The organism is Enterococcus sp. SMC-9 (genome assembly GCF_021011285.1).
GTDB classification, from domain to species: Bacteria; Bacillota; Bacilli; order Lactobacillales; family Enterococcaceae; genus Enterococcus_C; species Enterococcus_C montenegrensis.
The window spans coordinates 337303-360067 of record NZ_JAILYE010000001.1 but is presented as its reverse complement, the minus strand read 5'-3'; the positions used below and the strand labels follow the sequence as shown (position 1 = coordinate 360067).

General features: G+C 37.1%; 17 protein-coding genes. 15 read left to right on the top strand and 2 right to left on the bottom strand.

What is annotated here, in order from left to right:
* The first annotated feature begins 118 nt into the window (after nt 1-118).
* From K4422_RS01850 to K4422_RS01835, 4 genes are all read left to right on the top strand, one after another.
* On the top strand, nt 119-1870 hold the full coding sequence (locus K4422_RS01850; RefSeq protein WP_230708847.1) for an ABC transporter ATP-binding protein: 1752 nt from the start codon (nt 119-121) through the stop codon (nt 1868-1870).
* Nucleotides 1870-3645: an ABC transporter ATP-binding protein gene (locus tag K4422_RS01845; RefSeq protein WP_230708846.1), complete on the top strand. Its 1776-nt coding sequence runs from the start codon at nt 1870-1872 to the stop codon at nt 3643-3645. Before K4422_RS01850 ends, K4422_RS01845 begins: the two co-directional genes overlap by 1 nt.
* 390 nt (nt 3646-4035) lie before the next feature.
* Entirely contained in the window at nt 4036-4905 is an 870-nt protein-coding gene (gene licT / locus K4422_RS01840) for a BglG family transcription antiterminator LicT (protein WP_206903129.1), read from the top strand.
* Between the two features lie 20 nt (nt 4906-4925).
* Nucleotides 4926-6830: a beta-glucoside-specific PTS transporter subunit IIABC gene (locus K4422_RS01835; protein ID WP_206903128.1), complete on the top strand. Its 1905-nt coding sequence runs from the start codon at nt 4926-4928 to the stop codon at nt 6828-6830.
* A 63-nt stretch (nt 6831-6893) separates the two neighbouring features.
* On the opposite strand, the gene K4422_RS01830 is transcribed toward K4422_RS01835, so the two are convergent.
* Entirely contained in the window at nt 6894-7808 is a 915-nt protein-coding gene (locus K4422_RS01830; RefSeq protein WP_230708845.1) for a MurR/RpiR family transcriptional regulator, read from the bottom strand.
* Nucleotides 7809-7987: 179 nt separating this feature from the next.
* Here K4422_RS01830 and K4422_RS01825 point away from each other — a divergent pair, with 179 nt between their 5' ends.
* From K4422_RS01825 to K4422_RS01775, 11 genes are all read left to right on the top strand, one after another.
* A complete protein-coding gene (locus tag K4422_RS01825) occupies nt 7988-9376 on the top strand; it encodes a 6-phospho-beta-glucosidase (protein ID WP_206903126.1) in 1389 nt (462 codons plus the stop codon).
* A 95-nt stretch (nt 9377-9471) separates the two neighbouring features.
* On the top strand, nt 9472-10905 hold the full coding sequence (locus K4422_RS01820) for a 6-phospho-beta-glucosidase (protein WP_230708843.1): 1434 nt from the start codon (nt 9472-9474) through the stop codon (nt 10903-10905).
* Nucleotides 10906-10993: 88 nt separating this feature from the next.
* Nucleotides 10994-12454 (top strand): glycoside hydrolase family 1 protein, encoded by a 1461-nt coding sequence (locus K4422_RS01815; protein ID WP_230708842.1) that lies wholly within the window; start codon nt 10994-10996, stop codon nt 12452-12454.
* Between the two features lie 272 nt (nt 12455-12726).
* Nucleotides 12727-13662 (top strand): thioredoxin-disulfide reductase, encoded by a 936-nt coding sequence (gene trxB, locus K4422_RS01810; protein ID WP_206903123.1) that lies wholly within the window; start codon nt 12727-12729, stop codon nt 13660-13662.
* Between the two features lie 301 nt (nt 13663-13963).
* Nucleotides 13964-15691, top strand: coding sequence for a phospho-sugar mutase (locus tag K4422_RS01805; RefSeq protein WP_230708841.1), 1728 nt, complete (start codon nt 13964-13966; stop codon nt 15689-15691).
* A gap of 20 nt (nt 15692-15711) precedes the next feature.
* The gene (locus K4422_RS01800; RefSeq protein ID WP_206903121.1) at nt 15712-15999 is read left to right on the top strand and encodes an ArsR/SmtB family transcription factor; all 288 of its coding nucleotides are present in this window, start codon (nt 15712-15714) and stop codon (nt 15997-15999) included.
* Nucleotides 16000-16181: 182 nt separating this feature from the next.
* The gene (locus K4422_RS01795; RefSeq protein ID WP_230708840.1) at nt 16182-17459 is read left to right on the top strand and encodes a homoserine dehydrogenase; all 1278 of its coding nucleotides are present in this window, start codon (nt 16182-16184) and stop codon (nt 17457-17459) included.
* Between the two features lie 2 nt (nt 17460-17461).
* Nucleotides 17462-18520, top strand: a complete 1059-nt coding sequence (thrC, locus tag K4422_RS01790; RefSeq protein WP_206903119.1) for a threonine synthase — start codon at nt 17462-17464, stop codon at nt 18518-18520.
* Nucleotides 18517-19380 carry a homoserine kinase gene (gene thrB / locus K4422_RS01785; protein WP_230708839.1) on the top strand — a complete coding sequence of 288 codons (864 nt, stop codon included), beginning with the start codon at nt 18517-18519 and terminating at the stop codon, nt 19378-19380. Before thrC ends, thrB begins: the two co-directional genes overlap by 4 nt.
* 124 nt (nt 19381-19504) lie before the next feature.
* Complete coding sequence (locus K4422_RS01780; RefSeq protein WP_230708838.1) at nt 19505-20776, top strand: O-acetylhomoserine aminocarboxypropyltransferase/cysteine synthase family protein; 1272 nt, start codon at nt 19505-19507, stop codon at nt 20774-20776.
* 2 nt (nt 20777-20778) lie between these two features.
* A complete protein-coding gene (locus K4422_RS01775) occupies nt 20779-21723 on the top strand; it encodes a homoserine O-succinyltransferase (RefSeq protein ID WP_206903116.1) in 945 nt (314 codons plus the stop codon).
* A gap of 77 nt (nt 21724-21800) precedes the next feature.
* Here K4422_RS01775 and K4422_RS01770 read toward each other — a convergent pair whose 3' ends face one another.
* On the bottom strand, nt 21801-22649 hold the full coding sequence (locus K4422_RS01770) for a pyruvate, water dikinase regulatory protein (protein ID WP_206903115.1): 849 nt from the start codon (nt 22647-22649) through the stop codon (nt 21801-21803).
* Nucleotides 22650-22765 lie beyond the last annotated feature (116 nt).

The following is a 22765-nucleotide window of genomic DNA, read 5'->3' as shown; positions in this document are numbered from 1 at the left end:
GAATTTTTCAGTCCGTCTTTTTTGTGCCCTTTATTCAAAGGTACAAAAAAATTTAAACAGAATTTTCAAATTATTCTTGTAATAGTTAAAGATAGCAGGAATTTAAAAGGAGGTACTTATGTCAATTTTTAAAAAGTTAGGTTGGTTTTTTAAACAGGAAAAAAGGCACTACATTATCGGTGTAACATCTTTAATTTTAGTGGCCATTTTTCAATTAATACCCCCAAAAGTAATTGGAATTATTATTGATGAAATTGCTGAAGATAATATTCACTTAAAGATTATTTTAGGTTGGGTTGTAGTATTAGTTTTAGCTGCTGTCGCACAATATATTTTTCGCTATATTTGGCGCACTAATATCTGGGGCAGTGCTGCTCGCTTGGAAAAAGATCTTAGACGCCAGCTTTTTGATCATTTTACGAAGATGGATCAAATCTTTTATCAGAAACACCGTACAGGAGATCTAATGGCCCATGCAACCAATGATTTAAACGCCATTCAAAATGTTGCTGGCGCAGGAATATTAACCTTTGCTGACTCATTTATCACCGGTGGAATAACTATTATTGCCATGATTTTATTTATCGATTGGCGGCTAACGCTGATTGCATTATTACCATTACCCTTGTTAGCAGTGACCTCACGTGTACTAGGCACAAAACTCCATGATGCTTTTCGGGATGCACAGGAGGCTTTTTCAAATATTAACGATAAGGCACAAGAAAGCATTACTGGGATGAAGGTTTTAAAAACTTTTGGTCAAGAGCAAGAAGATATTGTTGATTTTTCAAGGAAGATTGATGATGCAATCGTCAAAAATAAACGAGTCAATTTTTTAGACGCCTTATTTGATCCTTTTATCACATTAATTATTGGGCTTTCTTACGTTGTAACAATTATCATAGGTGGGAATTTTATTTTGAATGATACGATTACAATTGGACAATTGGTATCATTTATAAGCTATATCGGGATGTTAGTTTGGCCGATGTTTGCGATTGGTCGACTCTTTAATGTTTTAGAAAGAGGCAACGCCAGTTACGATCGGGTAGCGGAGTTATTAAGCAACAAGACACATATTATTGAAAAAGAAAATGCAATTCATGAGGCGCCAAAAGGAACTTTGGAATTTTCAATTCGCAGTTTTTATTATCCCGATAGCAAAGAAGAAACACTAAAGAATTTGCAGTTTGTCGTAAATGAAGGTGAAACATTAGGCATTGTAGGGAAAACCGGTAGTGGCAAGACCACGATTATGAAATTATTACTGCGGGAATTTGATGATTACGCAGGCCAAATTACATTTGATAGCCGTAATATTAAAGACTACACCTTAGATGCTTTACTGGGCTCGTTAGGCTACGTTCCACAAGATCATTTTTTGTTTTCGACTACGATTCGCGACAATATCCGTTTTATCGACCCAACCCTGCCACAAAGTGAAGTTGAGCAGGCAGCGCAATTGGCCGACATTGCCACGGATATTGAGGAAATGCCAGCAGGTTATGATACCTTAGTAGGAGAACGAGGTGTTTCGTTGTCCGGCGGGCAAAAACAACGATTATCCATCGCGCGTGCGTTAATTGCCAAACCAGAAATTTTAATTTTAGATGATGCACTTTCTGCGGTTGATGCGAAAACAGAAGAAGCGATTTTAAGCAACTTAAAAGCCGCACGGCAAAATAAAACGACCATTATTGCTGCCCATCGTTTGAGTAGTGTTATGCATGCTAAAGAAATCATTGTAATTGAAGAAGGGCAAATAATAGAACGGGGAACGCATCAAGAATTACTAGCTTTAGGTGGTTGGTATGCTAAGATGTGGGCCAAACAGCAACTTGAAGCCAAGATTACTAGGGGGGATATTTAATGGAAGAATCTGCATGGTCCAAATCACTTTCATTTAAAGAGCAAAAACAAATTGTAAAACGAATGTTTAAATTTGCGAAGCCTTTTGCTAAAACATTTATTGTAGCGATCGTTTTTGCCTTGGCCTTAGCAGTTGTCAATATTTTACTACCACGTATTATTCAAACCTATATGGATGATTACTTAACCACTAAAACTGCTACACAAAAAATTATTTATTTTTTTGCTGCTCTGTATTTTTTTGGTGTCCTGTTAAAAGCGATAATTTGGTTTTTCCAATGGTTTTTATACTCCATGGCATCACTGAAAACATTTCAGTATATCCGTGTAAAACTTTTTGAAAAATTGCATACGCTAGGAATGCGCTATTTTGATCAAACACCAGCTGGTTCTATCGTTTCTCGGGTGACCAATGACACGGAGACATTGTTTGAATTTTGGTATGTTTTTTTGATGGTGCTTACCGGTATTTTTGCGATAATTTCATCTTTTGTGGCGATGTTTTCAATCAATCGAAAAATTGCTTTGATTAATTTAATCTTTTTACCAATTTTAGTAATCGTCATTTGGTATTATCAAAAATTCAGTTCAAAAATTTATCGACAAATGCGGGAAAAATTAAGTCAATTAAATACCAAGCTAAATGAATCTATTTCAGGAATGCAAATTATCCAACAATTTCGTCAAGAAGCGCGATTGAAAAATGAATTTGAAACAATCAATGATGACTATTTAAAAACACGCTTTGCCATGATTAAAACAAATTCACTGCTTTTAGCACCAATTATTAATTTGTTATATGCTTTAGCAATTGCGTTATCTTTATCTTTATTTGGCTTTGATGCGCTTGATTCTCCAGTGGAGGTGGGGATGATATACGCTTTTACCACGTATGTGCAGGGATTTTTTAACCCTATGACGCAAATGATGGACTTTTTGAGTGTTTTCACCGACGGAATTGTAGCGGCTAGCCGTATTTTGAAGATCATGGACACAACAGAAGCAACGCCAGCTCAAAACCCTAAGGCCAATGCTAAAATTGGCGCTGGGAAAATTGAATTTCGTCATGTTAGCTTTTCTTATGATGGTAAGCATGATGTGTTAAAAGATATTTCCTTTGTTGCTAATCCCGGTCAAACAATTGCACTCGTAGGGCATACTGGTAGTGGGAAAAGTTCGATCATTAATGTTCTCATGCGTTTTTATGAATTTCACGCGGGGGAAGTTTTGATCGATGATAAAAATATTAAAGACTACCCTATGAGTGAACTACGAGAAAAAATGGGTCTAGTTTTACAAGACGCCTTCATGTTTTATGGTGATATTGCCACAAATATTCGTTTGTTAAATACAAATATCAGTGACGCTGAAATTAAAGCAGCGGCAGAATTTGTCCAAGCAGATAAATTCATTAATCAACTGCCGGGAAACTATCACGCTAAAGTAATTGAAAGAGGAGCGAGTTATTCGAGTGGCCAGCGCCAACTTTTATCTTTTGCCCGGACGATGGTTACAAATCCTAAAATCTTAGTATTGGACGAGGCAACTGCAAACATTGATACTGAGACAGAAAGTTTGATTCAAGCTAGTTTGGCCAAAATGCGTAAAGGTAGAACGACCATTGCCATTGCGCACCGCCTCTCTACGATTAAAGATGCTGATTTAATTTTAGTATTAGACAAAGGTGAAATTGTTGAAACTGGAAATCATGCTACCTTGTTGGCAGAAGATGGATTATATGCTGCAATGTATAAATTGCAAAGTAGTGAAGTTTAATTAAAAATAAAATGGCAGGATTTCCGGTGATAAAGAAATTCCTGCCATTTTCTATTTTTTTGAATTAAAATGAATAAAATTTGCAATAGCCATTGACAGCGCTTTCTAACGTCTGTTACAATAACTTTAAATTAAATAGACCAAACAAATGGATAGTGATTGTTTAAATACAAGCTAAACCTAATGAGATGATGCCTTTATTTTGTGCGCGCTCATTAGGTTTTTTGTTTGTCCATTTTTTGAAGGGAGGAATAAAAATAGAATTAAGAAACAAAAAAGTTTATGTAAGCGTTGACAAAGATAACGCTTATTAGTATCATCAAATTATAATCTAAATGAGTCGAAGATTAATTTTAGATTAGTTAAAGCGTGACGTGGAGGCCGACACTGATGCAAATCAAAAAAATCTTAAATAACAACGTAATTATTACGACTGACAAGCGAAATAACGAGCTTGTCGTGATGGGAAAGGGGATAGCATTTCAAAAAAAGATTGGTGATGAAGTAGTTGAAGGACAAGTGGATAAAACTTACCGACTGTCTAATACAGATTTAAATGCCAAGTTACAAGAACTATTAGAAGATGTACCAATTGGTTATTTAGAACTGGCAACAGAAATAATTGATTGTGGTAAAGAAAAATTGAATGCACCATTAAATGATTCCATATATATCTCTTTAACAGATCACTTGCATACTGCTGTCGAGCGGGTAAAAAAGAAAATACGAGTACCCAATTTATTACTTTGGGATATCAAACGCTTTTTTACGGCAGAATATAGCATTGGTAAAGATGCTGTAGCGATGATTCAAAAACGTTTTAAAGTTGATTTGGGCGTTGATGAGGCTGGATTTATTGCCTTACATCTCGTTAATGCCCAAACTGAAATTGATAATGATAATGTTTATGAAATGACCGAATTGATGCAAGAAATTATTCGGATTGTCAGCTATTATTTTAAAGTTCAATTTGATGAAGAATCTGTTTATTATTATCGTTTCACTACCCATTTACGTTTTTTTGCATCCCGAATTATGAACCATCGTCAAAATGAAGGTGAAACAGACGAAGAGTTGCTTTTGATTATTCAAAAAAAATATCACAACGCCTATAACTGTGTAGAAAAAGTTAATGAATACGTTACAAAAAAATATAACTACCTCATGTCAAATGATGAGAAATTATATTTGACCATTCACGTGGCACGACTAGTACAAAAATTGGGTCAAGATGAAGGTGGCACAGCCACCAAAAAATAAAAATAACTGGAGGAATTAGTGTGGGTAAATATCACGATTTAGCCGAAAAAATTGTTGAAAATGTAGGCGGAAAAGAAAATATCAATAGTTTGACACATTGTATTACGCGGTTGCGCTTCAAGTTAAAAGATGAAGGCAAAGCAAACGATGATATCCTAAAAAATATGGACGGCGTCGTAACTGTAATGAAAAGTGGCGGTCAATATCAAGTTGTAATCGGAAATCATGTTCCAGATGTCTATGCAGACGTTTTAGAAGTAGCGGGAATTTCAGGTGAGACAGAAGAAGCAAGCGGTGACGGCAATATCTTTAACCGCTTAATTGATATCTTAAGTGGTTGTTTCCAACCATTCTTAGGCGCATTAGCTGCAGCCGGTATGATTAAAGGGCTAAATGCATTACTAGTTTTCTTAGGAACGTTAGGCTGGTTTACCTACACGGCGCAATCAGGCACTTATATGATGCTAAATGCAATTGGGGATTCGATTTTTTACTTTATGCCAGTTATCTTAGGTTATACAGCTTCAAAAAAATTCAATTTAAATCCAATGATCGGGATTACAATTGGTGCTGCGTTAGTTTATCCAACGATTCAAGGATCTGCATTACAAGCCTTGGTCGAAGAAGGCGCTGCTGCTCCTTATAGTATCTTTGGTTTACCAGCATTTACTACTTTCTTAGGTATTCCTTGGGTAGGGGCAAATTATACAAGTAGTGTTGTACCGGTAATTTTCATCATCGCCTTTGCTGCACAAGTACAAAAATTGATGAAACGTGTCATTCCTTCTGTTGTTCAAACATTCTTAGTACCATTTTTTGTACTATTAATTTCATTGCCAGTTGGCTTTTTAGTTATTGGCCCAATCATTAGCATGCTAACTGATTTATTAAGTGCTGGTTTCCAAGCGTTAATGACATTCTCACCAGCTTTATATGGTGCAATTTTAGGTTTCTTCTGGCAAGTGTTGGTAATCTTTGGATTACACTGGTCAGTTGTACCATTGGCAATTATGCAAGTAACACAAGAAGGTTTCTCACAAGTGTTAACAGGTTCATTTGCTGCTAGCTTCTCACAAACAGCAGTTGTCTTAGCAATGTTCTTCAAACTTCGCGACAAAAAATTAAAAGCACTATGTCCACCAGCAATCATCTCAGGTATTTTTGGGGTAACAGAACCAGCTATTTACGGGATTACATTACCGAAAAAGACGCCGTTTATTTTCTCTATGATTGGTGGAGCAATCGGCGGATTGATTTTAATGTTAAATGATGTCACTTCTTACACAATGGGTGGTTTAGGAATCTTTGGTTTCTTTAACTTCATTACCCCAGAAGGTAATGCGTCTACTGTTATCCCAGCAGTAATTGCAGTCTTAGTAGCCTGCGGTGTCAGCTTCTCACTAACTTTCTTCTTCTGGAAAGATGAAACAGTCGAAGTTGAAGAAGGACAAGCCGCAATGGAAGTTAGAAAAGAAATTGTTACAGCGCCAATTAACGGTGCCATCATGCCACTAAGCACATCAAAAGATGAAGCATTTGCTCAAGGTATTTTAGGTAAAGGTGTATTGATCCAACCAGAAAGTGGTGAAGTTGTCGCACCATTTGACGGTACAGTAATGACACTGTTTCCGACAAAACATGCAATTGGCTTGGTTTCTGATAATGGTTTAGAATTATTAATTCACATTGGAATTGACACTGTACAACTAGACGGTAAATTCTTCACACCCCATGTTAAGCAAGGGGATAAAGTAAAACGCGGTCAAAAATTAATGAGCTTTGATATTAAAGCAATCCAAGCTGCAGGTTACAGTGTTGAAACACCAGTCATCGTAACCAATTCAGCAGACTATTTGGATATTTTAGAAAGTGATAAACCAAATGTTGCCAGTGGTAGTGATGAATTAATCACAGCTTTAGCATAAGAAAATAAGACGAGCTGACTATTTCGTCAGCTCGCCTTTTTCACCTGAAACTTATTTGAGTCATTAGTTTGGGGTAAAGGAATCGTGGATTTGAACCGGAACTTGATTTTTTTCGGACATAATGGTGGAACTAATCTTACGATGATCAATTTGTTGCCCGATTTTAATTAGATGTTCTAATTCTTGCTGGTAATTTTCAGCAAAAACAACACTGTATAAGACATCGAGTAAATACGTGATTGATAGATTAGTTGTGAAATTACCAATCTTTGAATAGAGGCGTTCTCTTGTTGTCATTTGTAAGGTGCAAGTTGCTCTTTCCATTAAAGAATTATCGCCAATACTGGTAATTGCAATAAAAGGTACTTCTTGTGCAGCTAAAATTTTAGCAGTTTGTAAGATAGTGCTATTTTCGCCAGTATAAGAAATTAAGATTGCCGTATCATTTTTTGTTAAATTATAGGCCTCATAAGCCGTTTCCCCTTGGATTTGACTGGTAGTAACGATTTTTCCAATGCGATTCATTTTCACAGCAAAGTCTTGAGCGATTAATGTGTTGGCGTTGTTACCAAAAATTCTTGTGATACGCGCCTTTAGTAAAAGATCTTTTGCCATTTTTAAGGTGTCGTGTTGTATTAAAGATAATGTATCGCTAATGGTCGTTTGTTCTAATTGAGCCAATTTACTGGCGATGCGCAATAAACCGTCATTTGGCGTGAAAGGAAGATTAGCATCGACTGTTTGAAAGTGATGGGTTAAATAGTCTTGCTCTTTTAAAAACGCATTTTTAAATTCGACCCAACCCTTAAAATCCAGTTTTTTGGCAATGCGAATTAAGGTGGAAGGATGAACAAAAGTCGCTTCTGCCACTTCTTTAATGGTTAAGTTCAAACTTTGGGGCCGCTTTAAAATGAAGGCGACAACATTTTGTTCAGCATCAGAAAAACTTGTTTGGCGAATTTTTTCTTGAATCAGCATAAATAACCTCTTTTAACTTTATTTACAATTATTATATCGTATTTGTAAATTTTATTTACAAAAAATAAAATGAATTTTCTTTAATTTGTAAACGTTTTAGCAATTCGTTGTTATTCTATTGTTTTTAGACTAAAACTCATCAATAATTAAATTATCAAGTAAACAAAGGAGCTGTCGGTATGAAAAAAGGCGTAAAAATTGCGACAATTGGTGGCGGAAGTAGTTATACACCAGAATTAATGGAAGGCTTTATTAAACGGTATGATGAACTACCAATTTCTGAAATTTGGTTAGTGGATATCGAAGCCGGAAAAGAAAAATTAGAAATTGTAGGGGCGATGGCACAACGAATGTGGGATGCTTCACCATATGATGTGAAAATCCATTTAACCTTAGATCGCAAAGAGGCATTAAAAGATGCAGACTTTGTTACAACGCAATTTCGTGTCGGTCTATTAGATGCTCGTGTTAAAGATGAGCGCATTCCAGCGTATTACGGTATGTTAGGGCAAGAAACAAATGGCGCTGGTGGTATGTTCAAAGCTTTTCGGACAGTTCCGGTTATTTTAGATATCGTTGAAGACATGAAACGCCTGTGTCCAAATGCTTGGTTAGTCAATTTTGCAAATCCAAGTGGCATGGTAACTGAAGCAGTCGTGCGCTATGGCAAATGGGATAAAGTAATTGGTCTTTGTAATGTACCCGTAATGGCAACCATGCTTGAACCAGGTTTGATTGGCAAACAAACGGATGAATTAATTTACAAATTTGCCGGTTTAAATCACTTCCACTGGCATAAAGTTGCCGCTAATAATGGTCAGGATGTAACGATGGAACTGATTGATAAAATGTATGAAGAAGATAATGGTTTACCAAAAAATATTTATGACATTCCCTTTGAACGGGATTTATTAGAGCAAATGAAAATGATTCCATGTGCGTATCATCGTTATTATTATCAAGAAGAAGAGATGTTAGAACATGCGTTAGAGGAATATCGCACAATCGGAACGAGAGCACAGCAGGTGAAACGCACGGAACATGAATTATTTGAACTTTACAAAGATGAAAACTTAGATCATAAACCAGAACAATTGCAACAACGTGGTGGTGCTTATTATTCTGATGCTGCTTGTGAAACAATTGCCTCGATTTATGCGAATAAAGAAACACAAATTGTCGTGTCAACTAAAAATAATGGTGCTGTACCGGATTTACCAGCAGATTGCGTTGTTGAAGTAACTGCTTACGTAGGGGCACAAGGAGCTCGGAATGTAGCCTTTGGTGAATTGCCAACTGCAGAAAAAGGCTGGTTACAAGTAATGAAAGCAATGGAATTATTGACTATTGAAGCTGCGGTAACAGGAGATTACGGGACAGCGTTACAAGCTTTCACATTAAATCCATTAGTGACTTCAGGAAAAACAGCGAAACGCGTGATGGATGAGTTATTCATTGCCCACAAAGAGTACTTACCAAATTTCAAAGAAACAATTGAACGTTTGGAAAAAGAAGGCGTTGAAGTGCAAGATGAAGTTGTTCGATCGTTAGATTTAGTAAACGTATAAAGCGATAAATAGACATTTTCTAAGAAAATAGTGTAATGAACTTGGCATAATAATGACTTGAATTTGAGAAATTAAGAAAAATTGGAGGCTTTACAATGGGATTTAGAAAAGACTTTTTATGGGGCGGCGCAACAGCAGCCAATCAATGTGAAGGCGGTTATAACGAAGGTGGGCGTGGTTTAGCCAACGTAGATGTGGTGCCAATTGGCCCAGATCGCTTTCCTGTTATTACCGGCGAAATGAAAATGTTTGATTTTGATGAGGAGCATTTTTATCCGGCCAAAGAAGCAATTGACATGTATCACCGTTGGCAAGATGATATCGCGTTATTTGCGGAAATGGGCTTTAAAACATATCGCTTATCCATTGCCTGGAGTCGTATTTTTCCAAATGGTGATGAAAAAGAACCTAATGAAGAAGGTTTGAAATTTTACGAAGATATTTTTAAAGAGTGCAAAAAATATGGGATTGAGCCTTTAGTTACAATTACTCATTTTGATTGTCCCATGCATTTGATTAAAGAATACGGTGCTTGGCGTAGTCGCAAGCTCGTTGATTTTTACGAAAATTTATGTCGCGTGATTTTTAATCGCTATAAAGGTTTAGTAAAATATTGGTTGACTTTTAATGAAATTAATATGATTTTACATGCACCGTTTATGGGGGCGGGTCTTTGCTTTGAACCAGGAGAAAACAAAGAACAAGTGAAGTATCAAGCGGCGCACCACGAATTAATCGCTTCTGCTATTGCTACCAAGATCGCCCATGAAGTGGACCCTGAAAATAAAGTAGGCTGTATGTTAGCCGCTGGAGCCTACTACCCTTATTCATGTAAACCAGAAGATGTTTTTGCATCTCGAAATGACGATCGCGAAAACTACTTCTTTATTGATGTTCAGTCTCGCGGTGAATATCCTGCGTATGCGCTAAAAGATCTAGAACGCAAAGGTATTGAACTGAAAATGGAAGATGGTGATTTGGAACTATTAAAAGAAAATACTGTCGACTTTATTTCATTTTCTTACTACTCCTCACGCGTTGCAACAACTGACCCAGAATTATTGGAACAAACAGCTGGCAATATCTTTGCTTCAGTTAAAAATCCATATTTGAAAGCTAGCGAATGGGGTTGGCAAATTGATCCACTAGGTTTACGGATCACATTAAATGATATTTATGATCGCTATCAAAAACCATTATTCATCGTAGAAAATGGCTTAGGAGCAGTGGATACTCCAGATTCAGATGGTTATGTTGTGGACGATTATCGAATTGAGTATTTATCTGCTCATATTGCGGCTATGAAAGATGCTGTGGAATTAGACGGTGTTGACTTGTTAGGTTACACCACTTGGGGTTGTATCGATTTGGTTTCTGCTGGAACCGGTGAAATGAAAAAACGTTACGGCTTTATCTATGTTGATCGGGATAATGAAGGCAATGGCACTTTAGCTCGGACTAAGAAAAAATCATTTGACTGGTATAAACAAGTGATTGCGACAAATGGCGAAGATTTAAGTGCAGAATAAACAAGCAAATTTTGCTACTACTTTTACAAAATAAATGAAAAGCCAGCTCACTTGGGCTGGCTTTAAAAAAGTTGCAGGAGGAAAATATATGGCATTTAGTAAAGATTTTTTGTGGGGTGGCGCAACGGCAGCCAATCAATATGAAGGCGGCTATTTATCTGGTGGAAAGGGCCTAGCGACTTTAGATGCTATCACAGGTGGCAGTAAAGATAATCCCCGTATGATTACCTTTAAAACAGAAGATGGAAAAATTCATGAGGTAACAAGAGAAGAAGGTCTACCAAAAGGCGCGACAGGGTATATTGACCCAGATAAATACTATCCTAGCCACGTTGCAACTGACTTTTATCATCATTATAAAGAAGATATTGCCTTATTTGCAGAGATGGGTTTTAAGTGTTTCCGACTATCATTGTCTTGGGCGCGTATTTGCCCGAAAGGAACTGATGAAATCAATGAAGAAGGTTTAGCTTTTTATGATGCAGTTTTTGATGAGTTATTAAAATATGGTATTGAACCGGTTGTCACCATTAATCATTTTGATATTCCAATGTATTTAGCGGATAAATTGGATGGCTGGAATAATCGTAAAACAGTTGATTACTTTGTCTTCTTTTGTGAAACAGTCTTTAAACGATACAAAGATAAAGTGAAATATTGGATGACATTTAATGAAATTAACTTTTTGAGAAGCTGGACCCAAATTGGTATTCATCAAAATGACAATCAGCATCGCTATCAAGCTATTCATCATTTGTTTGTAGCTAGTGCTAAGGCAGTAATATTGGGTCACAAAATTAATCCAGCTTTTAAAATCGGCATGATGGTGGCTTATATTCCAAGCTATCCGATGACAAGTAATCCTGAAGATGTGATGGCAGCTTTAGAATTTAATCGTGGTCAAGAATTTTTCATTGATGTTCAAGTGAAGGGGACTTATCCTGCTCACAAATTAAAATGGTTTGAGCGGGAAAATATCACCATCAAAAAAGAGGCTGGTGATGATGAGCTGATTAAAGAAGGCACCGTGGACTATATTGGCTTTAGTTACTACATGTCAACGGCCTCTTCTGCTAATCCAGAAAATGTGAAGTATGTTGGCGGTAACCAGCAGCCAGCAGTGAAAAATCCTTATTTAGCTGAATCTGAATGGGGCTGGGCAGTTGATCCATTAGGACTTAGAATTTCTTTATGTAACTTGTATGATCGTTATCAAGTACCATTATTTATTGTTGAAAATGGTTTTGGTGCAGTAGATGTTGTGAAAGAAGATGGTAGTATTGAAGATGATTACCGCATCGACTACTTCAAGAAACATATTGCTGCTATGAAAGATGCTGTGGAATTAGACGGGGTTGATTTAATGGGGTACACGCCTTGGGGCTGTATTGATTTGGTTTCAGCCGGAACTGGTGAGATGAAAAAACGCTATGGCTTCATTTATGTCGATTTAGATGATCAAGGTAAAGGGTCACTGGCGCGTTCTCGCAAAAAATCTTTCCATTGGTATAAAGAAGTAATTGCTTCAAATGGAGAAAAACTAGCTTAATTAATCATGTGATATAAGCACTTTTTTGTAATCATCAGATTATAAAAGGTGTTTTATATCACATTTTTTTATTGGGAAGAATGCGTGCTACAAGCTTGTTTAAAAAAAGTCGCCAAATGTGAAAAAAATTGCGAGCTAGGGATTTAAATTGTAAGAAAAAAGTAATATAGTTTTAGGTAATATGATTTTTCTTATAAGCAGATTATTAGACAGCTAAGTTTATTTCAACTAGAGTTAGCTTACTAATAGAAAGTAAGTGGAGGTAAAAAATAATGTATGATGTAATCGTAATCGGCGCCGGCCCCGCCGGTATGACAGCGGCTTTATATGCGTCTCGGTCGAATTTATCCGTTTTAATGATTGAAAGAGGTGCTCCGGGGGGGCAAATGAATAACACTGCCGAAATTGAGAATTATCCAGGCTTTGATTCCATTATGGGACCAGAACTTTCTATGAAAATGTATCAAAATGTTGAGAAATTTGGAACTAAAAATGAATACGGCATTGTACAAGATGTGGTAGATCATGGTAGTTATAAAGAAGTTATCACAGAAGAAAATAGTTACAAAGGCAAAAGTGTCATTATTGCAACTGGCTGTGTTCACCGTAAATTAGGTGCCCCTGGTGAAGAAGAGTATGCTGGTCGTGGGGTTTCTTATTGTGCAGTTTGTGATGGAGCCTTTTTCCGGAATAAAAAACTAATTGTTGTAGGCGGCGGCGATTCTGCTGTAGAAGAAGCAATTTATCTGACACAATTTGCAAGTGAAGTTGTCATTGTTCATCGCCGGGATGAATTACGGGCACAAAAAATTATCCAAGATCGCGCTTTTGCAAATGAAAAAATTAGTTTTATCTGGGACTCGGTAGTAGAAGAGATAACAGGTAACGACATGGTAGTAACCGGGGTTAATATTCGCAATGTTAAAACAGATGAAGTTTATGAAACAACAGCAGATGGTGTCTTTATCTATGTTGGTTTAGAACCTCTATCAGCACCTTTTACTAAATTGGATATTTTAGATGAGGCTGGGTGGTTATTGACAGACAGCTTTATGAAGACTGCTATTCCAGGTATTTTTGCAATTGGCGATGGCCGGGCAAAAGATTTACGTCAAATTACCACCGCTGTTGGTGAAGGTGGTATTGCAGGACAACAGGTCTTTCAATATTTAGAAAACTTAAAGGATAGCCAAAGTGTTGGTCAATAAAAATTTTTAAAGTCGATGCTAAAATAATTTGAAAATCCAGCTGAGATGAATGCAAGCGATAAGGCAATCATTTCTCTGGATTTTTTGTGATCTTTAAAAACAATTATTTAAAAAAGACAGCTACATTATTGACTCAGCTTTTTCTAATTTTTATCAACAAAAGCACTTTTTTATCAGTACGTGTTTTGTTTGGATGAATTGCCAATATTTTAAAAACATTGTTATGAAAGATTGTTGGCGTTATCAAGGTGAAATGATATACTTAAAAAGTAATTAGAAAAATTGAAAGAGGTGTTATTTCATGTCTTGGGAACAAGTCTATGAACAATGGGTAAACGATGGAAATTTAGAAGAAAATTTAAAGCAACAATTAGCTGATCTAAAAGAAGATCCTGAGAAACTAGAAGACGCGTTTTATGCACCTCTGGAATTTGGTACTGCTGGTATGCGAGGAATTTTAGGCCCGGGTATTAATCGTATGAATATCTATACTATCCGACAAGCCACAGAAGGTTTAGCTCGCTTTATGGATGAACAAGATGACAACACAAGAAGACGCGGTGTAGCCATTGCCTATGATTCTCGCCATATGTCGCCAGAATTTGCAATGGAAGCGGCCAAAACATTAGCAAAACACGATATTCCTTCCTACGTTTTTGAAAGTCTTCGTCCAACGCCAGAATTATCTTTTGCGGTGCGTTACTTAAAAGCTTTTACCGGTATTATGATCACAGCTTCTCATAATCCTGCTGCATACAATGGTTATAAAGTCTACGGACAAGACGGTGGTCAAATGCCACCTGCTGATGCGGATGCTTTAACAACGTTCGTGCGCTCAATTGATAATCCATTAGAAATTCAAGTTTTATCTGATGAAGAAGTAGAGCACAGTGGCTTAATTAATATTATTGGTGAAGAAATCGATACCGCATATCTAAAAGAAATTAAAACAGTCACTATTAATCAAGATTTAATTAATGAAATGGGCAAAGACTTAAAATTAGTCTATACGCCACTACACGGAACTGGCAAAATGTTGGGAGAAAAAGCTCTAAAACAAGCTGGCTTTGAAAAATTTGCTTTAGTGCCAGAACAAGCGGTCGTCGATCCTGACTTTTCTACCGTAAAATCACCAAACCCAGAAGAACATTCTGCTTTTGAATACGCAATTGCTTTAGGTAAAAAAGAAGATGCCGATCTTTTGATTGCCACAGACCCGGATGCTGATCGCCTTGGAGCAGCAGTACGCTTACCAAATGGTGAATATCAAGTCTTAACTGGTAATCAAATTGGTGCACTCTTTACGGAATATATTTTAGCCGCTCATAAACAAGCAGGGACACTCCCAAGCAATGCTGCTGTCTTAAAATCAATCGTTTCAAGCGAATTGCCAACTGCTATTGCAGCTAAATACGATGTTGCCATGCTCAATGTTTTAACTGGCTTTAAGTTTATTGCCGAAAAAATTAAACAATTTGAAACAGATCATAGCCAAACTTTTATGTTTGGGTTTGAAGAAAGCTACGGCTATTTAGTTAAACCTTTTGTTAGAGACAAAGACGCGATTCAAGCTTTAGTTTTATTGGCTGAGGTTGCAGCTTACTACAAAAAGCAAGACAAGACACTATTTGATGGTTTACAAGATATTTTTGAAACCTATGGCTATTATGCTGAAAAAACTATTTCTGTAACCTTAAGTGGTTTAGAAGGACCAGCTAAAATTAAAGCGATTATGAGTAAATTCCGCACTCAAGCGCCAAGTGAAATTGGTGGCGTAAAAGTCGTGCAGACAGAAGACTTCAAAGCGCGAACAATTATGGGTCTAGATGGCAATGAAGCAAAAATGACAACTCCTGCTTCTGATGTGTTGAAATACGTCTTAGAAGATGAAAGCTGGATTGCCGTCCGTCCGTCTGGTACAGAACCAAAAATCAAGTTCTATATTGGTGTAAAAGGTGAGAATCAAAAAGATGCGATCGAAAAAATTGCTGTCCTTGAAAAAGCAATTAACGAAATAACTGCGGATTAAGAAATAAAAGAGGTGTCTACATGGAGCAAGAAACAGAAATTCTGCAAGTTAGTCGTCTTTTTAAAGTTTTAGCAGATAAAACACGACTTAAAATTTTACTAGCGTTAAAAAAAGGTGAATTGAATGTGACAACTATCGGTGAAGTAGTTGAAATGGAACAGTCAGCAGTCTCCCACCAGTTAAAACTTTTACGAGATAATCGTGTAGTAAAGTCTCGCCGAGAAGGCAAAACTGTTTTATATAGTTTAGATGATCATCACGTATTGGATATATTAGAACAAACCTTTGAACATATTCATCATAGCTAATTATTAATGAAAGACTTTTTGCACAAAATTCATTATGTTTCTTGTCTTTACTGAAAAAAACTAGGACTTTCATTTACGAAAGTCCTAGTTTTTTTGAATCATTTTTGGTATGCTTAAAGAAATTTCTTTGAAAACAACGAATGTATTCTAATTCATTTGAATGACAACTTTTAGGAGGTAGTATGGAAAAGCGATTGAAAATTGGTCTATTAGGTTTAGGTGTGGTCGGCTCCGGAGTAGTAAAAGTGATAGCCCAAAATAGCACGAAAATCTTGTCTGCTACCGGTATTAAACTAGAAGTTGCGAAAGCTTTGGTACGAATCGGAGAAGATAAAAAAACTATTGCAGCTGAACATGGTTTTTCTTTAGTCCATGACATTAAAGACATCACCGATGATCCTGAAATTGACATTGTAGTAGAAGTCATGGGGAAAATTGAGCCAGCGAAATCTTTTATTTTAGCAGCTCTTAACAGCGGCAAGCATGTTGTTTCAGCAAATAAAGATTTGATTGCCCAACATGGCAATGAATTAGTTGCAACAGCCCAAGAAAATGGCTGTTACTTCTATTACGAAGCGAGTGTTGCCGGAGGAATTCCAATTTTACGAACACTCGTAAATAGCTTTTTAGCAGATGAAATCACTGAAGTTTTTGGTATTGTAAATGGGACAACCAACTATATGCTGACGCAAATGCTAGAAAATAATCTTTCTTATGAAGTTTCCTTACAACAAGCCCAAAAACTTGGCTTTGCAGAATCAGACCCAACCAATGATGTTGACGGAATTGATGCTGCTTATAAAGCCGTAATTTTAACCAGATTTGCATTTCATCAGGATTTAGGTATGAAGGATTTTGCTGTTACCGGGATTCGCGGAATGGATTTAGCAGATTTGAAATTGGCCCAACAGTTAGGCTATGAAGTTAAATTAATCGCGCAAACAAAAAACTCTGCTAATGGTGTTTATGCGGATGTCGCACCCAAATTAGTACCAAAGCGTCATCCTCTAGCAAGTATTTACAACGAATTAAATGGTGTCTTTATTAAAAGTTATGGTATCGGAAAAAGTATGTTTTACGGTCCAGGTGCCGGATCAATTCCAACAGCAACAAGTGTCGTAAATGATTTGGCTGTTATTGCCCAGCGCACGGCAGAAAAACTACCGGTAGCGCCTTTTACAGATTACAAAGCACAGGTAAACTTGCAAAATAAATCGGATGTAACGGGTCGTTTTTATTTAGCTTTAAAAGCGGATACCAAGCAACAGCAAACTCAAATTGCGACAATTTTTTCTGAAATAAACTTGGCTGTTGAACTAGTAGAACAAAAGCAAACCGATGATTTTCGTGTTGTTTATTTAACGCAAAATATATCGTTAGAAAAACGTGATGAGGTAGTAACAGCACTAGCTGACGTTGATGTAAAAGTAACGCAGATGATGGAAATATTGGAGGGATAAAGATGTACGAAGGCTTATTAAAAACTTTTAAAGAGTATTTACCTGTAACAGAAAAAACACCAATGATTTCACTAGCAGAGGGAAATACACCACTTATTCCTTTAAATAGCTTGTCAAAAGAGTTGAAAATTAACTTGTATGGCAAATATGAAGGCTTAAATCCGACTGGCTCATTTAAAGACCGCGGAATGGTAATGGCTGTAGCCAAAGCTGTTGAAGATGGGGCGAAAGCAATTATTTGTGCCTCAACAGGTAATACTAGTGCGGCAGCGGCAGCGTATGCAACTAGAGCAGGTATCAAAGCTTACGTGGTTATCCCAGATGGTAAAATTGCAATGGGAAAACTAGCTCAGGCAATTATTTATGGTGCTGATATTATTTCGATTCCAGGTAATTTTGATGAAGCTTTAAAAGCAGTCCGTGAAATTGCGGAAACAGAGGCGGTAGCATTGGTAAATTCTGTGAATCCGTATCGTTTAGAAGGACAAAAAACAGCTGCCTTTGAAGTGTGTCAACAATTAGAAAAAGCTCCCGATGTTTTAGCAATTCCGGTTGGGAACGCGGGAAATATTTCAGCTTACTGGAAAGGTTTTAAAGAATGGCATGACGTAAAAGGAACAACTTTGCCACGTATGCACGGTTTTGAAGCAGAAGGTGCAGCAGCGATTGTAAAAGGGGCAGTGATTGCGCAACCTGAAACAATTGCAACGGCAATTCGGATTGGTAATCCTGCAAGCTGGAAGTTAGCTGAAGCTGCCAGAGACGAGTCAAAAGGCTATATTGATTCTGTAACAGATGCAGAAATTTTGAATGCATATAAAAAAGTTGCAGCCCAAGATGGTGTTTTTGTGGAACCTGGTTCAGCAGCGTCTTTAGCCGGGGTAATTCAACATGTTAAAGCAGGCAAAATTAAAGCAGGTGAAACAGTCGTTTGCGTCTTTACCGGCAACGGATTAAAAGATCCTGATACGGCAATTAATGAAACTACAGTGGACATTCATAAAATGAGTGATTTAGAAGAGATGCGTAATCACTTACGTCAAGGAGTGGCAAAACTATGAGAATCCGCGTACCGGCCACTAGTGCCAACTTAGGTCCCGGTTTTGATTCTTGTGGAGTAGCGGTGAGCTGTTATTTGTTTGTGGAAGTTGTAAAGCCAGCTATAACGTGGCAAGTAGAGCATAGCTATGGCGATTTCATTTCATCTGATGCGAGCAATTTAATTGTTCAAACAGCTTTAAAGACAGCGCCAAATCTTTTACCCCATCATATTAAAGTGACGTCTGATATTCCGTTGACACGAGGATTGGGAAGTAGTTCTTCTGCAATTGTAGCCGGAATTGAATTGGCCAATCGTTTAGGAAATTTGGAATTAAGTGAAAGTGATAAAATCAAATTAGCTACTGAGATGGAAGGGCATCCAGATAATGTTGCGCCAGCAATTTGTGGTGATTTAGTTGTTGCAAGTTATCATGATGACAAAACGTACTATCTGAAACATTATTTTCCTGACTGTGATTTAATTGCTTTTATACCTAACACGGAACTGGCAACTAGTGAAAGTCGTGATGTTTTACCTACACAGCTGTCTTATAGCCAAGCAGTAACTGCTAGTAGCATTGCCAATGTTATGGTGGCAGCTTTAATGGCAGGAAATTTAGCAGTGGCGGGAAAAATGATGGAACAAGATCAATTTCACGAACAATATCGTAGTCTTTTCGTGCCACATTTAGCGAAAATTCGAGAAATTAGTCATGCTCAAGGTGGCTTTGGCTGCTATTTAAGTGGAGCTGGTCCAACTGTTATTATTTTGGCACCAAAAAATAAAACAGCTCAAATAATACCACAACTAAAAATGCTTGATAAAAAAGCGACCATTGAAATTTTCCAAGTTGATCGTGAAGGTGTTCAAGTTTTTTAAAAGACGGGAAAGACTTTTAAAAGTCATTAATCAAATTAACCAGGACTCGCCTCAGTTGGCGAGTTTTTTGTAAATCAGATTAGTTCAATTATTCACAACTTGACAAAAAAAGGAGGCAGAAAAAATGAAATTTGAAACAAAATGTTTACATGCAGGTTATACGCCACAAAACGGTGAGCCGCGGGTCATGCCGATTGTGCAAAGTACAACGTATACTTATGACTCAACTGAAAGCATTGGCAAACTTTTTGATTTGGAAGAAGCGGGATTCTTTTATACACGTTTGGCTAATCCTACCACCAATGCAGTAGAAGAAAAAATTGCCAATCTTGAAGGTGGTGTGGGGGCTTTGTGTACGTCTTCAGGACAAGCAGCAACCTTTTTGGCTCTTTTGAATATTCTTACTGCAGGGGATCATTTTATTTCTGCTGCTGCTATTTATGGTGGAACCTTTAATTTGTTTGCCCATACGTTAAAGAAAATGGGAATTGAAGTTACTTTTGTTGATCAGAATGCTTCGCTAGCTGAATTACAAAAAGCGATTAAAACAAATACCAAAGCAGTTTTTGCTGAAACAATTGCAAATCCAGCAATGAAAGTATTGGATATTGAAAAATTTGCGACTTTAGCTCATCAAAATGAAGTTCCGTTTTTAATTGATAATACTTTTGCCACACCATACTTTTGTCGACCAATTGAATTTGGCGCAGACGTTGTAATTCACAGTACCACAAAATATCTCGATGGACATGCTGTACAAACCGGTGGCGTGATTGTCGATAGTGGGAAATTTAATTGGGCTAACGGGAAGTTTCCGCAACTTGCTACACCAGATGAAACATACCATGGTATTATCTATACGGAAACTTTTGGAGTCGCTGCTTATATTACCAAAGCCCGTGTGCAATTGATGCGGGATTTAGGTGCGACGCCTTCGCCTCAAAACTCATTTTTATTAAATCTTGGCATTGAAACATTACCGGTGCGGATGGATCGGCATTTTGAAAATGCGATGAAGGTAGCCGAATTTTTAGCATCAGAAAAAAGCGTTACACAGATTACTTATCCAGGATTAAAGACAGATACTAATTATCAATTAATGCAAAAATATCTACCTAATGGTTTATGTGGTGTGATTTCCTTTGAGATTGGGAAGGATCGCAAAAGAGCTGCTCAATGGTTGGATGCTTTAAAATTGGTTTCTTTGGAGGTGCATGTGGCCGATATTCGTACGTGTGCGTTGCATCCTGCAAGTGCTACTCATCGCCAATTAACAAGTCAAGAGTTGCAACAAGCCGGCATTTCACCGGGTTTAATTCGTCTTTCTTGTGGCTTAGAAAATGCAGAGGATATCATTAAAGATTTAAAACAAGCATTTAGACAACTGGAGGGATAAGCATGCCAATTCGCTTACCAGATAGTTTTCCTGCCAAAGCCATTTTGGCTGCAGGGGATATTTTTGCCATTGATGACAAAAGAGCTAGGACACAAGACATCAGACCACTGGAAATTTTAATCGTTAATTTAATGCCGGATAAAATTACTACTGAAACGCAATTGTTGCGTTTAATTAGTCAAAGTCCTTTGCAAATCAATGTTGAGTTTTTACAAATGAATACTCATGCCCACAAAAATGTCGCAAAAAGCCATTTAGACCAATTTTATTTAAGTTTTAATGAGATTAAAGAACGCTTTTATGATGGCCTAATTATCACCGGAGCGCCGGTGGAAGAGCTTGATTTTGAAGAAGTTGATTATTGGCAGGAATTATGTTTTGTAATGGAGTGGAGTAAGCAAAATGTGACGTCGGTCATTCATATTTGCTGGGGAGCACAGGCGGGGCTTTTTTACCATTACGGGGTGAAAAAAGTGATGTATCAAGAAAAACTATTTGGTAATTTTTGCCAGTACACAATAGCAAATCGACGGCTTTTTCGTGGCTTTGACGATTATTTTTGGGGACCGCAATCTCGTTATACAGGGATTAATTGTGAAGATTTAACACAAGCACCAGTTGCAGTAGTTGCCAAAAGTAAGGAAATTGGGCCAACGATTTTGTTGAGTGATGATGAACATGATATCTTTTTATTAGGTCATTATGAATATGATACAGACACATTGCATCAGGAATTTTTACGGGATCAAAAAAGAGGGCTAAATCCCAAAGTACCTGAAAATTACTATCCTACTAATGATTACACTAAAAAACCGGTTAATAATTGGCGGGGGCATAGTCAGCTGCTGTGTCACAATTGGTTAAATGATGTTTATCAAATAACCCCTTATAATTTAGCTGATATCCCAAAGGAAAATCAGCGGCGTAAAAAAAATACTAAAAAATAAGCGATACCTAAGAAAAAAGCAAGGAGTACAGCAGGCTGTTGCCGCCAGTAATCCTTGCTTTTTTCTAGGTATTTTTCTTACTCTTCTTCCATTGTATAATAACTGTGGTCTTCTAAGTCTAAGGCATTCATAATCATTGAAGCTGTTTCTTCGATTGATAAGGAGGCCACGTTAATCACGACACAACCCAATTTTTCGTATAAGTCATTTGCAAATTCTAATTCAGCCCGAATTTTATCAATATCCGAGTAGGCCGTATCTGGATTCAAACCATAAGCAATCATTCGTTCTTTTCGAATCCCATTTAAAACGTTGGGATCATTCGTGAGACCAACGATTTTTTTCTTATCCACTTCCCAGAGCTGTTTGGGAATATGAGCTTGAGGCACAAGGGGTAAGTTGGCAACTTTTAAGTTTTTATTGGCTAAAAATAAGCTTAAAGGCGTTTTTGAAGTCCGCGAGACGCCTAACAGCACCACATCTGCCTCTAAAAAACCACGAGGATCTTTACCATCATCGTATTTAACGGCAAATTCCATTGCTTCAATGCGTTTGAAATAGTTTTTATTTAAGTGGTGCAGTGCACCTGGTTCACGTGTTGGAGCTACACCAGTTCGTTTTTCAATTTCCAAAACGGGGGCTGATAAAACGTCAAAGCCAAATAAATTACTTTCTTGGCAAAAATCACGAATTAATTGGACTAAATCTTCATTAATCATCGTGTATAAAATCAAGGCGTTGAGTTTTTTTGCTTCTTTTAAGGCTTTTAATAGTGTCTTTTTGTCGCTCATAAAAGTCTTGCGAAATAAATTAAACTCTACGGTGGGGTATTGGGCCATGGTGGCTTGCGCCAATTTTGTAGCCGTTTCTCCGGCAGAATCGGAAATGACAAAAATTGTTAAGATTTCTTCAGCAGCTTTACTCATCTTTTTCCCTCACTTGTAATTTGTTGTAGTTTATTATACCATATCCAAGTAAAACTAATTCGTAATCATTATGATTTGTCTGATACGATAAAGACAAAGTTGCTGTTTTTATCCAA

Bases quoted from the DNA above. Each gene is read 5' to 3' on its own strand.
- trxB (WP_206903123.1), top strand. From the start codon at position 12,727: ATGTATGATGTAATCGTAATCGGCGCCGGCCCCGCCGGTATGACAGCG.
- K4422_RS01770 (WP_206903115.1), bottom strand. From the start codon at position 22,649: ATGAGTAAAGCTGCTGAAGAAATCTTAACAATTTTTGTCATTTCCGAT.
- thrB (WP_230708839.1), top strand. From the start codon at position 18,517: ATGAGAATCCGCGTACCGGCCACTAGTGCCAACTTAGGTCCCGGTTTT.
- K4422_RS01850 (WP_230708847.1), top strand. From the start codon at position 119: ATGTCAATTTTTAAAAAGTTAGGTTGGTTTTTTAAACAGGAAAAAAGG.
- K4422_RS01780 (WP_230708838.1), top strand. From the start codon at position 19,505: ATGAAATTTGAAACAAAATGTTTACATGCAGGTTATACGCCACAAAAC.
- K4422_RS01795 (WP_230708840.1), top strand. From the start codon at position 16,182: ATGGAAAAGCGATTGAAAATTGGTCTATTAGGTTTAGGTGTGGTCGGC.
- licT (WP_206903129.1), top strand. From the start codon at position 4,036: ATGCAAATCAAAAAAATCTTAAATAACAACGTAATTATTACGACTGAC.
- K4422_RS01775 (WP_206903116.1), top strand. From the start codon at position 20,779: ATGCCAATTCGCTTACCAGATAGTTTTCCTGCCAAAGCCATTTTGGCT.
- K4422_RS01800 (WP_206903121.1), top strand. From the start codon at position 15,712: ATGGAGCAAGAAACAGAAATTCTGCAAGTTAGTCGTCTTTTTAAAGTT.
- K4422_RS01805 (WP_230708841.1), top strand. From the start codon at position 13,964: ATGTCTTGGGAACAAGTCTATGAACAATGGGTAAACGATGGAAATTTA.
- K4422_RS01815 (WP_230708842.1), top strand. From the start codon at position 10,994: ATGGCATTTAGTAAAGATTTTTTGTGGGGTGGCGCAACGGCAGCCAAT.
- K4422_RS01845 (WP_230708846.1), top strand. From the start codon at position 1,870: ATGGAAGAATCTGCATGGTCCAAATCACTTTCATTTAAAGAGCAAAAA.
- K4422_RS01830 (WP_230708845.1), bottom strand. From the start codon at position 7,808: ATGCTGATTCAAGAAAAAATTCGCCAAACAAGTTTTTCTGATGCTGAA.
- thrC (WP_206903119.1), top strand. From the start codon at position 17,462: ATGTACGAAGGCTTATTAAAAACTTTTAAAGAGTATTTACCTGTAACA.
- K4422_RS01820 (WP_230708843.1), top strand. From the start codon at position 9,472: ATGGGATTTAGAAAAGACTTTTTATGGGGCGGCGCAACAGCAGCCAAT.
- K4422_RS01825 (WP_206903126.1), top strand. From the start codon at position 7,988: ATGAAAAAAGGCGTAAAAATTGCGACAATTGGTGGCGGAAGTAGTTAT.